Source organism: Archangium violaceum Cb vi76 (assembly GCF_000733295.1).
GTDB classification, from domain to species: Bacteria; Myxococcota; Myxococcia; order Myxococcales; family Myxococcaceae; genus Archangium; species Archangium violaceum.
In genome coordinates this window covers 1-13,824 of sequence record NZ_JPMI01000176.1, presented here as the reverse complement: position 1 = coordinate 13,824, position 13,824 = coordinate 1, and the positions used below count along the sequence as shown (strand labels likewise).

At 69.9% G+C, this 13,824-nt stretch carries 9 protein-coding genes; 6 read left to right on the top strand and 3 right to left on the bottom strand.

Going from position 1 to position 13,824, the window contains the following annotated elements:
* The first annotated feature begins 147 nt into the window (after window positions 1-147).
* The gene (locus Q664_RS25490; protein WP_043401004.1) at window positions 148-1,335 is read left to right on the top strand and encodes an ABC transporter substrate-binding protein; all 1,188 of its coding nucleotides are present in this window, start codon (window positions 148-150) and stop codon (window positions 1,333-1,335) included.
* Entirely contained in the window at window positions 1,295-3,277 is a 1,983-nt protein-coding gene (locus Q664_RS25485; protein WP_052518657.1) for an ATP-binding protein, read from the top strand. The genes Q664_RS25490 and Q664_RS25485 overlap by 41 nt, the downstream gene beginning before the upstream one ends.
* Window positions 3,278-3,331: 54 nt before the next feature.
* On the opposite strand, the gene Q664_RS25480 is transcribed toward Q664_RS25485, so the two are convergent.
* From Q664_RS25480 to Q664_RS25470, 3 genes are read right to left on the bottom strand one after another with little or no spacing between them, the layout of a single operon-like run.
* Window positions 3,332-4,972 carry a DUF262 domain-containing protein gene (locus tag Q664_RS25480; protein ID WP_043401002.1) on the bottom strand — a complete coding sequence of 547 codons (1,641 nt, stop codon included), beginning with the start codon at window positions 4,970-4,972 and terminating at the stop codon, window positions 3,332-3,334.
* Window positions 4,973-4,989: 17 nt separating this feature from the next.
* Window positions 4,990-5,985 carry a hypothetical protein gene (locus Q664_RS25475; protein WP_043401000.1) on the bottom strand — a complete coding sequence of 332 codons (996 nt, stop codon included), beginning with the start codon at window positions 5,983-5,985 and terminating at the stop codon, window positions 4,990-4,992.
* Window positions 5,982-7,325, bottom strand: a complete 1,344-nt coding sequence (locus tag Q664_RS25470) for an AAA family ATPase (RefSeq protein ID WP_084610368.1) — start codon at window positions 7,323-7,325, stop codon at window positions 5,982-5,984. The genes Q664_RS25475 and Q664_RS25470 overlap by 4 nt, the downstream gene beginning before the upstream one ends.
* A gap of 333 nt (window positions 7,326-7,658) precedes the next feature.
* Between Q664_RS25470 and mnmG the strand changes: the two genes are divergently transcribed.
* From mnmG to Q664_RS25450, 4 genes are all read left to right on the top strand, one after another.
* Window positions 7,659-9,509, top strand: a complete 1,851-nt coding sequence (gene mnmG, locus Q664_RS25465; RefSeq protein WP_043400995.1) for a tRNA uridine-5-carboxymethylaminomethyl(34) synthesis enzyme MnmG — start codon at window positions 7,659-7,661, stop codon at window positions 9,507-9,509.
* 97 nt (window positions 9,510-9,606) lie between these two features.
* A complete protein-coding gene (gene rsmG, locus Q664_RS25460) occupies window positions 9,607-10,263 on the top strand; it encodes a 16S rRNA (guanine(527)-N(7))-methyltransferase RsmG (protein WP_043400993.1) in 657 nt (218 codons plus the stop codon).
* 351 nt (window positions 10,264-10,614) lie between these two features.
* Window positions 10,615-11,922: a sensor histidine kinase gene (locus Q664_RS25455; RefSeq protein ID WP_043400990.1), complete on the top strand. Its 1,308-nt coding sequence runs from the start codon at window positions 10,615-10,617 to the stop codon at window positions 11,920-11,922.
* Window positions 11,923-12,576: 654 nt separating this feature from the next.
* Entirely contained in the window at window positions 12,577-12,858 is a 282-nt protein-coding gene (locus Q664_RS25450; protein WP_043400987.1) for a hypothetical protein, read from the top strand.
* Window positions 12,859-13,824: the final 966 nt, after the last annotated feature.

The window sequence follows — 13,824 nt, the reverse complement described above, 5'->3', positions numbered from 1 at the left end:
CCCGGTGCGTGGACCTGGAGCGTGGACCTGGAGCGTGGACCTGGAGCGTGGACCTGTCGACGGAACCGGGGCCGGGGTGCCGCCGCCCCCGGTGCGCGGTGTAGCCTCCCCTCCCTGTACCGCGCTCGAAGGGGGGAGCTGGCCCTCATGTCTGGCCTCTGGCGGCTCGTCGTCCTGGTGCTCGCGCTGCTGCTCCCTCCGGACGCGGTGGCGCAGGCGCTTCCGGAGGACCGGCCCATGCGGGTCGTCTTCCTCAATGCCCTGCCGCCGGGCAACCCGTGGCGGGACAACGTCCTGGGCACCCTGCGCGCCGCCGCGAACGACCTGCGCATCGAGCTCACCATCCTCACCGTGGGCCACTGGCCCGGAGAAGTCCTCGAGCGGGCGCGCGAGGTGATGAGCGGGCCCGGCAGGCCCGACTACGTCCTCCTCACCATGCTCCGGGGCAGCGGCGTCCCCCTGCTGGAGCTCTCGAGCCGCACGGGCGTCCCCGTCTTCGTCATCAACTCCGGCCTGCTGCCAGCGGACGCCGCGCGCCTCGGTGGGCCGCGTGGGCGCTTCCCGCTCTGGCTCGGGCAGATGGTGCCGGACGAGGTGCTCGCGGGCCGGACATTGGCCCGGCTGCTCCTGGAGTCCTCCACCCGGGGCCGCCCACCGCGCGCTCCCGTGCGGCTCGTCGCGCTCGAGGGGCGGCTCGAGGACGCCTCCGGGCTGGGGCGCTCCGAGGGGCTGCGCCAGGCCGTGGCCGGCTGGGAGGGCGCCGAGCTGCTCCAGCAGGTCTCCGCCTCGTGGGACATGGATGTGGCCCGACGCAAGGCGGAGCTGCTGCTGCTCCGCTACCCGGGGCTCCAGGTCCTCTGGGCCGCCAATGACAACATGGCGCTCGGGGCCCTGCGCGCGGTGGAGGCCTCGGGCCGCCGCCCCGGCCAGGACGTGGTGCTGGGCGGCATGGACTGGACGCCCGAGGCCCTCCGCGCCGTGCACGAGGGCCGGATGGTGGCCTCGCTCGGCGGCCACTTCCTGGAGGGCGCCTGGGCCCTGGTGCTGCTGTATGACCACCACCACGGCCGCGATTTCGCCTCCGAGGGGCTCGACTGGCGCACCTCCCTGCTCCCCGTCTCGCGCGCCAACGTGGACGCCGTCGTCGAGTGGCTCGGCGAGGGTGATTGGGAGGCAATCGACTTCCGCGCCTTCTCCAAAGTGGCCAACCCCGCCCTGGCGCACTACGACTTCTCCCTCCGGGCCCTGTTCGTCCAGCGGCACCGCCGCTTCCCGGGTCTCCTCCTGGAGTCGTATGGACTCACGCGCCCCCTCCCCTCCGAGCGCCGTCCCTGAGCGTGGCGGGCGGCGGATTCCCGGCAACCGGCTCGGCCGCCGGCTGCTCGTGGCCCTCGTGCTCTTCAGCCTCGCCGCCAGCCTCGTGAGCACCGCCGTGCAGCTCGCCGCCGACTACCGCGCCGAGGTCCACGCCCTGCGGGAGCGGCTGGAGCAGTTGCGCCTGAGCTACGCGCAGAGCGTGGCCCAGAGTCTCTGGTCGCTCGACGAGGCGCCGCTGCGCATCCAGCTGGAGGGGATGACGACGCTGCCGGACATCGTCCACGTCCAGGTGGACAGCGCGCTGGGCACCCACTACGCGGCCGGCGCCGCGCCCGGGACGGAGCACGCGGTGGTGCGCTCCATCCCGCTGAACCACGGGCCGCTCTTCCTCGGCACGCTCCGGGTGAGCGCCACCCTGGAGGGCATCCACGCGCGGCTGAGGGAGCGGGTGCTCGTCACCCTCGCCACCCACGCGGCCCAGACGTTCCTCATCGCCCTCTTCGTCCTCTTCGTCGTCCAGCGCATGGTGACGCAGCACCTGGCCACCATGGCGGCCTACACGCGCGGGCTGGAGCCGGCGCACCTGGACTCGCCGCTGGTGCTGCGGCGCCGCGTCCCCGCGCCCGGGGGGGGCGACGAGCTGGACGAGGTGTGCTCGGCCATCAACGAGATGCGCGAGTCGCTGCGCCAGGAGCTCGGCGAGCGCCAGCGCTCCGAGGCCGCCAACGCCCTGCTGGCCGAGGCCGGCGAGGTCCTCCTCACCTCGCTGGAGGTGGAGAAGGTGCTGCCGCGCGTGGCCTCGCTGTGCGTGGGCGCGCTGGCGGACTGGTGTGTCATCGACTTGCTGGAGGACGGGGAGATGCGCCGGGTGGGCGGCGCGCACGTGGACGCGGCGAAGCGGCCCCTGCTCGAGGAGCTGCAGCGCCGCTACCCGCCAGGCCCCGGCTCGGCGTCGCCTCCGGCCCACGTCGCGCGCCAGGGCCCGCCGGTGGTGGAGGCCCTCGTCACCGACGAGAAGCTGCGCGCCATGGTCGTGGACGAGGCGCACTTCCAGCTCGCGCGCGCGCTCGGCATCCAGAGCCTGCTGGTGGTGCCGCTGGTGGCGCGGGAGCAACGGCTGGGCGCCATCACCTTCGTCTCGGCCTCGCCCGGGCGCTATGGGCCCGCCGAGCTCGCCCTGGCCCGGGAGCTGGCGAGCCGCGCCGCCATCGCCCTGGACAACGCCCGGCTGTACCGGCACGCCGAGCAGGCCATCCGCCTGCGGGACGTGTTCCTCGCCGTGGCCGCGCACGAGCTGCGCACGCCCCTGTTGCCCCTGCAACTGCGGCTGCAGAGCCTGCTGCGCCGGAGTCGCAGTGGCGCCCCGCTGGAGCCGGCCCGGCTGTGGGAGGAGGTGGCGGCCGCCGAGCGGCAGACGAAGCAGCTGGGCCAGTTGGTGGACCAGTTGCTGGACGTGTCCCACCTGAGCGCGGGCCACGCGTTGGAGCTGCGGCGCCGGCGGGTGGACCTGGGCGAGCGGGTGGCCTCGGTGCTGGAGGAGATGGGGCCACGGCTGGCGGCCAGTGGCTCCGAGGTGCGGCGGGAGCTGCACGGGCCGGCGGTGGGCTGGTGGGACGCGCGGCGGTTGGAGCAGGTGGTGATGGGGTTGCTGCTCAACGCGCTGAAGTTCGGCGAGGGCCGTCCCATCGACGTGCGGGTGACGCCGGGGGAAGGCACGGTGCGGCTGGTGGTGAGGGACCACGGCATCGGCATGCCGGAGGACGAGCGGGTGCGTCTCTTCGAGCGCTTCGGCCGCGGGGTGCCGGTGCGGCACTACGGGGGGCTGGGGCTCGGGCTCTACCTCACGCGGCACCTGGTGGAGGCGCACGGGGGCACCATCTCCGTGGAGAGCCGGCCGGGCGAGGGCTCCACGTTCACCGTGGAGCTGCCGGTGGGCGAGGCCCCGGGGGCGGTGGGCTGAGGGGGCGCCTGCTCGGCACCGGGAAGACTCGGGTACTGGAGTGGGTGCGGAAGCTCATCTCCCCGGAGATGGACGGGAGAAGGTGGCCTCCTCATCGACCAGCTGGTCGATGAATCGTTGATCCATTTCTTCCAGCGTCTTGCCGCGAACTTCCAGGAAGCGAGTCATGTCCTGCTCCTGGAGTGCCTTCGCGGCGTCAGGAGAAATGGCATGGCTCGCGAGCAACTCGGCACTGCTGCGCATCAGCAGATTCTCAAGCAGCAGGTCTCGCATCGCTTGGGCCTGTTGGGGGTGGACGATGATGCGGTTCGCGGACTCGGCGCGGCCCCGGAAGAGGGGAACGATGGCATCGGCGCCATGCCTTGCCAGCAGCGTCACGGGCTCCTCGATGGGTTGCCCGGAAGCGTCGCGAGGCCGGAGTCCGGCGAGGTGGAGCGCCAGCACCTTGGAGCGGGCGGACCGGTAGTGGAACCGCTCGGGGAGCGCGGGAAACATACCCACGGGCTCTCCCCAGGCGCGTGTGGTTTTCCCCTCGGCGAGTTGCCTCAGATGGTGGAGGAGCCGCTGAAGCTTGTTTCCGGTGACGGCCCGGAAGGCGTTGCCATAGGTCGTCAGCCAGAACCAGCGGACCAGATGGCGCATCACGTCGCTCGGGGGATTGGCACACGCCCGATGGGTCCGCATCGCCTCGGCCAGCAGGATGAGTTGGTAGCGCGAAGGCAATAGTTCGGCGGACAGGATTCCGCACTCGTTCTGGAGGAAGCGGACCGCGAGCAGCAGGTTGTCCGTTGCCTCGTCGATCATCTGCGGAGCCGCCGCGAGCCGTTGGCTCAATTCCTCGACGTCCTCTTCGAAGATGTTGAGGTCCAATGCCGCCTTGCAGATATCGAGGAAGAGATCCTCCTCGGGCTCGGGTTCCCACCCCTGTTCCTTGAGCCGGGCCTTGGCCACGGTGAGCCGCTCGCGCAGATCGAATCCCTCACTCCAGGTGAGTGCCTGCATCATGTGGAACTCGCCCATCGGAGTTCCCCGGCTGTTGATGCGATGGAAGATGCGGGTGGCCTGCTCCAGGTCCTCGGTCACGATGGCGAGGACCGGAATCTTGTAGTCGCGGAAAGCGCTGACCAGCTCGTCGGACGCGTTGATGAGTCGATCGGCTCCCGGGTGTTTCGCCAGCTCCCGTTGGAAGCGCAGCAGACCGATGCCATCGAGCGTCAGCCAGAGGGGCTGCCAGGTGGGAGGCGGTTCTTCGTCTCCCTCCTGGAGCTTGAAGGCGCGCTCTTCCAGGTCGTAATAGAGGTTCCAGCTCCACTCCTGCCCGATGGCGCGCTCGATCGGTCCGGCAGAGGGGTCACTCGAGGTTCTGGGATGGATGGACCCCAGGAGCGTGGTGAGCCGCTGGACCCCATCCAGGAGATAGCTGCGCAGGATGCCCTCCATCGCCGGGCGCTCGGGAAGCCGGTGGGGCCCGATTCCCTGGAAGCACTGGAGGCTCCGGGTCGCCGTGCGCCAGATGAGCACGCTCCCAATCGGGATTCCGTCCCGCACGCTCTGGAGCAGATCAATCCGTTGATTGTTCTGCCAGACGAAGTCTCGCTGGAAGAGAGGAAGGCGGAGGTTGCCCTCCATGATTTCCTGGAGCAGTCGCGCCAGGGATTGGATCTGCGGCTCGCTCAAGTAGGCGGGTGTCGCCATGGTCGGCTCCTCTCTGTTCAGGCGGCGCGCAGCAGTTTCTCGAAGAGTTCCATCAGCTCGGGGGCCTGACCGTCCTGGGCGAGCCACGCATCGGGGATGCGCTCCAGGAAGGTCTCCGCCACGGCGGGACTGAATCCCTCCTCCAGGTGGGCGGCCTGCCCGGGCTTCGTGCTGAGGAAGCGGTCGAAGATGTCCGCGAGCCCGGCGCCCTCTCGATCCCCCCGGAAGCCCTTCTTCATATTGTAGTGGTGACGTTGCTCATCGCTCAGCAGGCGGAAGGCCTGGAGCCTGGGCAGCCACCTGCCATCGAACTCGCGTGGGTGCTTCTGTTTCAGCCAGCGCTCGATCGCGGGCTCGGGAATGTAGTTGTCGATGGCGCGACGCTCGAGTTGATGGTGGGCCAGCGCATTGCGCTTGCAGAAGCGCGCCACCTTCCTGGACTCGCTGTGGGGCTCCCCTCGCTTGCGCGCGTCGCTGTCGAACATGACGAACAGGCGCAGGCGCCGCTCGCGCGCCTGGCACTCCTGCTCCAGGGCATGGCCCAGGTTCTGGAGCCCTCCCCGGTGCTCGAGCTTCAGCATCTCCCGCTTCGACCAGTCCTCGAAGCGTGCTCGGTAGAAATGGGGGACGATGGCGTGGAGGAAGTGCTCGTCATGGACGCCCTCGATGAGCACGCGCAGTGGCTTGCGCAGGAGCGCAACGGCACCCCGGAGGGGCAGCCGGGGAACCGTGCCTTCCCAGCGCGCCTCTTCGACGTCCGCTACCCGGACGACGCTCGCGGGCGGGTCACGCAACTGCCGCTCGGCGCTCGCATCGAGAATGAACTCGATCTCCTTCTGCTGCGCGGGTGTCAGCGTGTCCGTCCAGCGCTTCAGCTCTGGCGCATCCAGGGGCTCCACCTCAAGGGTGTGACAGTCCTGGTCCAGGCAGAGGTTGAACAGCTCCAGCAGGGCCAGCGGGTATCTGGCCTGCTGTGCGGACACGAGGAGCGGCGCCTCGATGATGACCCTCACCGTCCCTCCTTGGCGCGCCGCTCCTTGAGAATCCTGCGAGCCAGCTCGGTGTCCTCGGCGAAGACCCCTGGGGGCCAGAGGCTGGGCTGGCCCTTGTCGTCGAAGGTGATGAGCTCGACCGTGCTGCTTCCGTCGTCGAGCTGCTGGACCCAGTACACCCCTACCCTCTCCGGATCGAGCCGTCCCTGGACGATGGCGAGCTGGATGCCCTGCAGGAAGTTCTCCGAGTGGGTCTCGATGAGGGCGCGAGGCGGGTGGGGCTGCATGGCGTTCTCGCAGAAGAAGGCCGCGAGGGGCTCATGGAGAGCGGGGTGCAGGTGCAACTCCGGCTGCTCGAGTGCGATGAGCGAGCCGTGTGCTCCCTCCTGGCGGGCCTGTGCACCGAGCACCAGCACGGGCAGTACCTGGGCCATGCCCTCGCCGGTGTCGATGACGTTGACCCGGATGCCGGGGCTGGCCAGCGGACCCAGGGTGAGTGCGTAGTAGCGAGGTGCCACCTCGGTCACATCAAGGCGCTGCCGGGTGTGTTTCTCGAACCACGCGGAGACGGTCGTGAGCAGGGTGCCTCCCCGAAGCTTGTCCTGGACGAGAACCTCCAGCGCCCCGGTGCCATCCTCGAGGAGCTTGGGCGGCGCGCTTCCGCGGAACTCCTTGCTCCGGTGGGGTACCCGGCGGATGGCTCCAAGCCAGTGCACATTGTCACGAAGGTGCTCCAGTTGGCTGCCCAGAATCCTGAGGATGTGCCACACATCAATGCGTTCCCCGAGGATGGAACTCCCTGGTTGGATGCCACGGAACTCCAATGGAGAGGGCTCAACGTTCTCTTGCTTCCCGTCGATGGACGTAAAGAGGTCGTATGTCGCCTGTCCGCTTGTCTGGAACTCCTGCTTGGGATGCCACGTTCCCTGTAAGGCCAAAGTAGAGTTCAACACCTCCACTTCTTCGATGCTGAATTCGCTGACGGCAGGGGGAAGGACTTCCGCCTGTGGACCGGGCAGTTCAAGGATGGAGAGCTGATAGCGGTGTAGGTCAGCCCCCTCTGCTTGGTCCCATCTCAGCGTGAAATCGATCTGCCGTCGTGGGCTGAGCTGGCAGCACAAGTCGCGGAACGAGGCACCCCGGACGGCGGCGCTGTCGAGGTTGAGCGGAGCACCGCGAGGGGTTCCCACCGAATCCGCCAGCAGCGGGAGTGCTCGCAGGAGCGCGCTCTTGCCCGAGTTGTTGTACCCGAACAGCAGCGTGAGGGGCCGCAGCTCAATGGTGGTGGGGCGGAGGAACGAGCGGTAGTTGGCGACGGTGAACGAGGAGAGGGCCATGAGGCGTGCACAGCTGGCGGACATCTCCGCTCAGCTCGGTTCCTTACCTGCACGTGTATAACCGCCGGAGCACGGGTCTGGTGCGCTAGCACGCGAGGTCGCACGCTTTCAACGCTGCTCCTCAAGGGGTATCGGGTGCGCGGCAACAGCGTCTCCTCGGCGAGCCGAGGTGAGGTTCGCAGGGGGATGCCGGAGGTGGAGCCCTATAGAGGGGATGGTTCCTTCTGGCTGCTCGGGCATGGACCAGGGGAACACCCTCACCCCCGCCCTCTCCCAGAGGGAGAGGGAGTCACGGCTTGCCTTCGCGGGGGCTCCGCGTGAGAAGGGGGGCTCCACCTCCTCCCCTCCCCCGCTGGCATGAAGCATCGGTACGACGTCATCGTGGTGGGCCTGGGCCACGCCGGCTGCGAGGCCGCCCTGGCCTGTGCGCGCATGGGCCTGTCCACCCTCGGCCTCACCCTCAAGCGCGAGCGCGCCGCCGTCATGAGCTGCAACCCCGCCGTGGGTGGCACCGCCAAGGGCCACCTGGTGCGCGAGCTGGACGCGCTCGGCGGGGAAATGGGCCGCGCGGCGGATCTCTCGGGCACGCACTTCAAGACGCTGAATGCCTCGAAGGGCCCGGCCGTGCAGGCCACCCGCGTGCTGTGCGACCGCGAGGCCTACGCGCGCACCATGCAGTCCGTGCTGTGGGCCCAGCCGAACCTCACCGTGCACGAGGCCGAGGTGTCTTCCGTGGTGGCCGAGGGCGGACGCGTGGCCGGCGTGGTGCTCGGCGACGGCACCCAGGTGGCGGCGAGCGCCGTGCTGCTCACCACCGGCACCTTCCTCCAGGCCCTCATGCACGTGGGCGAGAAGAAGGAGGTGGGCGGGCGGCTCGGCGACGAGGCGGCGAAGGGGCTCTCGGACTCGCTGCGCTCGCTGGGCTTCTCGCTGGGGCGCTTCAAGACGGGCACGCCCGCGCGCCTGCTGCGCGACAGCATCGACTGGGCCTCCATCGAGCCGCAGCACGGGGACTTCCCGCCGCGCCCGCTGTCCCTGCGCACGCGCTGGGGACTCGGGGATGGCCCGTTCCCCAACCAGCCCGCGGTGACGTGCGCGCTCACGTACACCACGGCGGAGACGCACCGGATTCTCCGCGACAACCTCCACCGCTCGCCGCTGTTCCAGGGGGAGATTGTGGGCCGCGGCCCGCGCTACTGCCCGTCGCTGGAGGACAAGGTGGTGCGCTTCTCCGCGCGCGAGCGGCACCTGGTGTTCCTCGAGCCCGAGGGCCCGGACTCGCCGCTGGTGTACCCGGCGGGCCTGTCCACGAGCATGCCGGCGGAGGTGCAGCTGGAGTTCCTGCGCACGCTGCCGGGGCTCCGGAAGGTGGAGGTGGCGCGCTTCGGCTACGCGGTGGAGTACGACTACGCGCCGCCCACGCAGTTGAAGGAGACGCTGGAGACGAAGCAGGTGGAGGGCCTGTACTTCGCGGGGCAGCTCAACGGGACGAGCGGCTACGAGGAGGCGGCCTTCCAGGGCCTGTTCGCGGGGATTCAAGCGGGGCTGAAGGTGAAGGGCGAGCCGGCGCTGGTGCTCGGCCGGGACGAGGCGCACGGGGCGGTGCTGGTGGACGAGCTGGTGACGAAGGGGGTGGACGAGCCCTTCCGCATGTTCACGAGCCGCTCGGAGCACCGGCTGAAGCTGCGTGAGGGGAACGCGGAGCTGCGGCTGGCGAGGCACGGGGCGCGGGTGGGGCTGGTGTCGCGCGAGGTGTTGGAGCGGGTGGAGGAGAAGCGGCGCGCGGTGACGGAGGAGGTGGCGCGGCTGAAGCGGACGGGGCTGGCGGCGAGGCTGAAGCGGCCGGAGGTGACGTACGCGGCGCTGGCGGCGGAGAAGGCGGAGGGCTGGCCGGCGTTGAGCGAGGAGGTGGTGGAGGAGGTGGATGTGGAGGTGAAGTACGAGGGCTACATCGTCATGGCGGAGCGCGCGGCGGCGAGGGAGGCGGAGGCGTGGGACGGGTGGAGGATTCCGGGGGACTTCGCGTACGCGGGGGTGAGGGGGCTGTCGGCGGAGGCGGTGGAGAAGCTGGAGAAGGTGAGGCCGGCGACGGTGGGGCAGGCGAGGCGGATACCGGGGCTGACGCCGGCGGCGTTCTCGCTGGTGCTGGTGGCGCTCAAACGGGGCGGGCTGGGGAGCGAGTCAGGGCCGGGCGGAAGCGGTTCCTGATCGCACAGGGGGGTGTGGACAAGGTGTGGAGAAGTTTTGGGCACCCAAAGGTGCGAGACATTTCAAGGACTTGGAGTCCGAGCAGGGAGGGGTGGCTGTGGATAACGCGCGCTTCGGCGATCTGATGGAGAAGGGGTGCGGGGCGTTGGGGGTGACGGTGGGGGAGGAGGTGCCGGCGCGGCTGAACCGGCTGATGGGCGAGCTGTTGAAGTGGAACGCGAAGGTGAACCTGACGGCCATCACGGCGGAGGAGGAAGTGGTGGAGAAGCACTTCCTGGACTCGCTGGCGGTGCTGCCGGAGGTGGAGGGGGCGGGGAGCGTGCTGGACGTGGGAGCGGGGGCGGGGTTCCCGGGGTTGCCGCTGAAGATGGCGAGGCCGTCGTTGTCGGTGACGATGGTGGACGCGGTGGGGAAGAAGGTGGGGTACCTGAAGGCGGTGGTGGCGGTGGCGGGGCTGGGGCTGACGGGGACGAAGGCGGTGCACACGCGAGCGGAGGGCAAGCCGGAGGCGGAGGGGCTGCCGCGAGCGGACCGGGTGATCGCCCGGGCCTTCATGGACCTTCCGGACTGGTTGGACCTGGCACCGGCGTACCTGGCGGAGGGAGGGCACGTGGTGGCGATGCTGGGGAAGGCGCTGAGCGAGGAGGAGCTGAAGGCGCAGGCGGAGAAGCGGGGCCTGAAGCTGGTGTCGGCGAGGTCGTACCGGCTGCCGTTCTCGGGAGCGGAGCGGCAGGTGGCGGCGTTCGCGAAGTAGAGAAGGAACGGAGGAGGCGCAGGAGTCCCTCCGCGCCTCAACCTCCGCGCATCAACCCCGCGGGTATTTCCCCTCTCCCCTCGGCAGAGGAGCCCCCCGTCGTTCAAAGGGGGGGCAAGCCCCCCGGGGTGAGGGTATCCGGGCCCCGGGTTGAACCCGAGCGGGCCCACCGTGTCATCCACCGCACGGAAGAGGAACCCCGGAAGCCCGTTCTCCCCGGGCGGGCGAAGTCCGTGTCTTCCCCTTGCCCTAGACTTCCACCTGCACCGAGTCGGCGCTGGCCGGAGACGTGAAGCCGTGGGACGGGCCAATCCGCGAGTGCTCGGATGCGTTCACAGGGGGGAGCGCGACATGAGGCCAGCGGAAGAGGCCCCGGCGGTGGGCAATCCCGAGGGGAATGGGGAGCTCTTGAACCGGCGCCTGGCGCTCTGGGCGATCGGCACGGTGATGCTCATCCAGGTGCTGCTGGTGGCGCATGCGTGGGGCAGGTGGACGGTGGTGGGGGTGCTGTGCGGGCTGTTCGCGGTCCGGGCGGTGCTCAACACGAGTGTCCTCCCCTGGGTGAATCGGGGGGAGCGCCTGCGGAAGGGGGAGCAGTGGACGCTGTTGCTCGGCAACCTGGCGCTGAGCGCGGCGGAGTCGCAGCTGGTGCACTGGAGCCTGCTGGGGTGGATCAACATGATGCTCCAGGCGGTGATGCTGAATGGCGGGGCGCCGTCGAGGGAGGGGCTCACGGTGCGGCGGGTGGGGTTGGGGCTGCACCTGGCGGTGTCGGCGGGGCTGGGGCTGCGCGAGGGGGTGGCGCCGGGGACGGTGGGGCTGTTCTGCCTGGCGGCGTGCGCCTTCTACGGACTGGGCGAGACGCGCTGCCTGATCCTCATCGATGCGCTGGAGGCCTCGAGGGAGAGCCACCGGCGGCTGCAGCGGATGCAGGGGCAACTGGTGGCGCACGAGAAGCTGTCGAGCCTGGGGCTGCTGGCGGCGGGGGTGGCGCACGAAATCAACAACCCGATGGCCTTCGTGACGAGCAACGTGAGGCTGCTGAGCCGGGACCTGGCGGCGCAGCGGGAGCTGCCGGAGGAGCTGCGCGAGTACGTGGACGACGTGCTGCCGGCGACGCTGGACGGAATCCGGCGGGTGAATGCGATCGTCGCGGACCTGAAACGCTTCGCGCGGAACGACCCGGAGGAGCCGGTGGAGTTCGATCTGAACGCGGAGGTGTCGTCGGCGCTGAGGCTGTCGCAGGGGGAGCGCAGGGGGCGGTGCCGGATGGAGCTGGAGCTCGGTGCGCTGCGGCCCATCGTGGGGCAGCCGAGACAGATAGGACAGGTGGTGTTGAACCTGCTGATGAACGCGGTGCAGGCGGTGCAGGCGCGGGAGGGAGTGGTGAAGGTGAGCACGCGCGAGGAGCCGGGGGAGGCGGTGGTGGAGGTGAGGGACAACGGGGTGGGGATGACGAAGGAAGTGGTGGGGCAGTTGTTCCAACCGTTCTTCACGACGAAGCCGGTGGGGGAGGGGACGGGGCTGGGGCTGGCGGTGGCGTACGGCATCGTCACGGGGCACGGGGGCCGCATCGAGGTGGAGTCGGAGGAGGGGCGGGGCACGTGCTTCACGGTGCGGTTGCCGTTCGCGAGGTGCGCGTCCCAGCTCGGAACGTGAAGTCCCACCCCTCTCCCCTCGGGAGAGGAGCCCCCCGTCGTTCAAAGGGGGGGCAAGCCCCCCGGGGTGAGGGTGCCTGGGTCCCCGGGTTGAGCCCGTGCGAGGGCTGGGCGGCGATGATGTGGCCGGTAGCGGACGTGCCGCAGGGGCAGTGAGCGCGGCCGAGTGGAAGTCCGCAGCTGCCGCTCGGGGTCGCCTTCCCGAGGGAGCCGGTGCGTTGAGGAGAGGCGGGAGCGGGAACAGGCCAGCTTCCGGACTGCTCGCCGGTCCACCGGACGCTCGACGGGTGACTCCACCAAGTCGCGTGGCGGAGGGCCGTTGAAGGGCGCGGACCCAATCACCCCTACACCTGAACAACAGGGGCGGTGAGCGCCGGGCCGGAAGGTCCGAACTTCGCGCGAAGAGTCGGGGCTCGGCGGTGGGTGGCGCGCCGCGCGGCACCTGCCCTGGCCATGTACCCGAGGCACGAGTCCGGTACGCGCCAGACCTCGCGGCACGGACCCGCGAAGCACCGCCCCTTCTCCATCGGCAAGCGCGAAGTCCGCGCCGGAAAGGGACTGAACCATGAAGAGAAGAATCGAGAGCCGTTTGGATGGGAGCACCCGGCGGCAGGTGCGCGCCAGGCCGAGCAGGGAGACACGAGGGAGCTCGAGCATGAAGAAGCACTCTGGGATTCAGACGAAGGGGAAGCAGACTGCCAGCAGCGCAGGCGCGGGACGGCGCGGGCTTCGAGGCAGGCTCCTGCGCTGGCTGAAAGGCGCGACGAATGGACGCTCCTGCAAGGCACTGCTCCTGCTGGGGGTCCTGTGGGTGGGGTCGTTCACCCTTCGTCTCGACATGAAGCTCCATTGGGCTGAGCGGGCCGTCATGGAATGGGTCGTCGGCCTGTCGATGGAGGGCCGACTCCAGACCGGGCCCGAATCCATGCGGGACTAGAGGGGCCCTCTTCCCCTGGCTGTTCCACGTGGAACAACCGTGCGGGACGGGTTGGGCGGTGCCGGGGTCCACCTGCCCGGCTTCCGCTCTCGCGCCGCACCAGGGGGGCGCTCGGGTCAGGCACCGGCCCATCCGCGCTGCACCACCGCGTCCGTTCGGACCGGGCCTCCGGGGCGCTGCGAGCGCGCGACGCGCTGCCCGGGGAAGCACGTTCCACGTGGAACAGGGTCGGCGGGAGACGGATGCCCCGGACTGGGGAACGTGGGGACGGGTGCCCGACGGAGGCTGGGTGTTCCACGTGAAACAGCGTCACGAGCAGCACCCGGCGTCTTCACCCGGAATCCCCTCTCCTTGGGGGAGGGTCTTCTCCCTTACGTCGAAAGACCCAGAGATGCTCGAGCCCGCGCCGTTCCAGCCGGGAACGTTCCACGTGGAACGTGCAGCACCGAGGGCTGCCCCGAGAGCCGGGCTCACGGCCCTGCACGAGCCATGGCGGGCAACCCAGAGGGCTTTCTGGCCGGACGGTGTTCCACGTGGAACGTGCTGCCTTGGGACAGGCGTATCGGCCCGGGCTGAGGGGTGGCGGGGGGCCTTCTCAGGGACGTTCCACGTGGAACAGGGACTCGCGCCAGGAACGGGGGGGCGGGATGTTCTGGCTCGACCTGGCACGGGGAGGAGATGGGCTTGGACCGGGGTGTTCCACGTGGAACACGCGAGACCGAGGCCCCTCCCGGGCGCTGGCTCCACGCCGTGCTCTGGTCCTGGATGGGGAGCCGAGGCGTCCTTCGGCCGGAAGAGGTTCCACGTGAAACGCGCGGCCTGGGGGCAGACGTATCCGTCCCGGGCTGAAGGGGGGCTGGGGCCTTCTCGGGGACGTTCCACGTGGAACAGGAAGCCACACCCGGCGGGAAGGGAGGGGGATGGCCGGGGCCCTGGATAGGGGAGGTCGGGCCCACTGCTCCGTTC

Excerpts from the sequence above, each read along its gene's own strand:
- Q664_RS25490 (WP_043401004.1), top strand. The coding sequence starts at position 148 with ATGTCTGGCCTCTGGCGGCTCGTCGTCCTGGTGCTCGCGCTGCTGCTC.
- Q664_RS25485 (WP_052518657.1), top strand. The coding sequence starts at position 1,295 with ATGGACTCACGCGCCCCCTCCCCTCCGAGCGCCGTCCCTGAGCGTGGC.
- Q664_RS25480 (WP_043401002.1), bottom strand. The coding sequence starts at position 4,972 with ATGGCGACACCCGCCTACTTGAGCGAGCCGCAGATCCAATCCCTGGCG.
- Q664_RS25470 (WP_084610368.1), bottom strand. The coding sequence starts at position 7,325 with ATGTCCGCCAGCTGTGCACGCCTCATGGCCCTCTCCTCGTTCACCGTC.
- mnmG (WP_043400995.1), top strand. The coding sequence starts at position 7,659 with ATGAAGCATCGGTACGACGTCATCGTGGTGGGCCTGGGCCACGCCGGC.
- Q664_RS25455 (WP_043400990.1), top strand. The coding sequence starts at position 10,615 with ATGAGGCCAGCGGAAGAGGCCCCGGCGGTGGGCAATCCCGAGGGGAAT.
- Q664_RS25450 (WP_043400987.1), top strand. The coding sequence starts at position 12,577 with ATGAAGAAGCACTCTGGGATTCAGACGAAGGGGAAGCAGACTGCCAGC.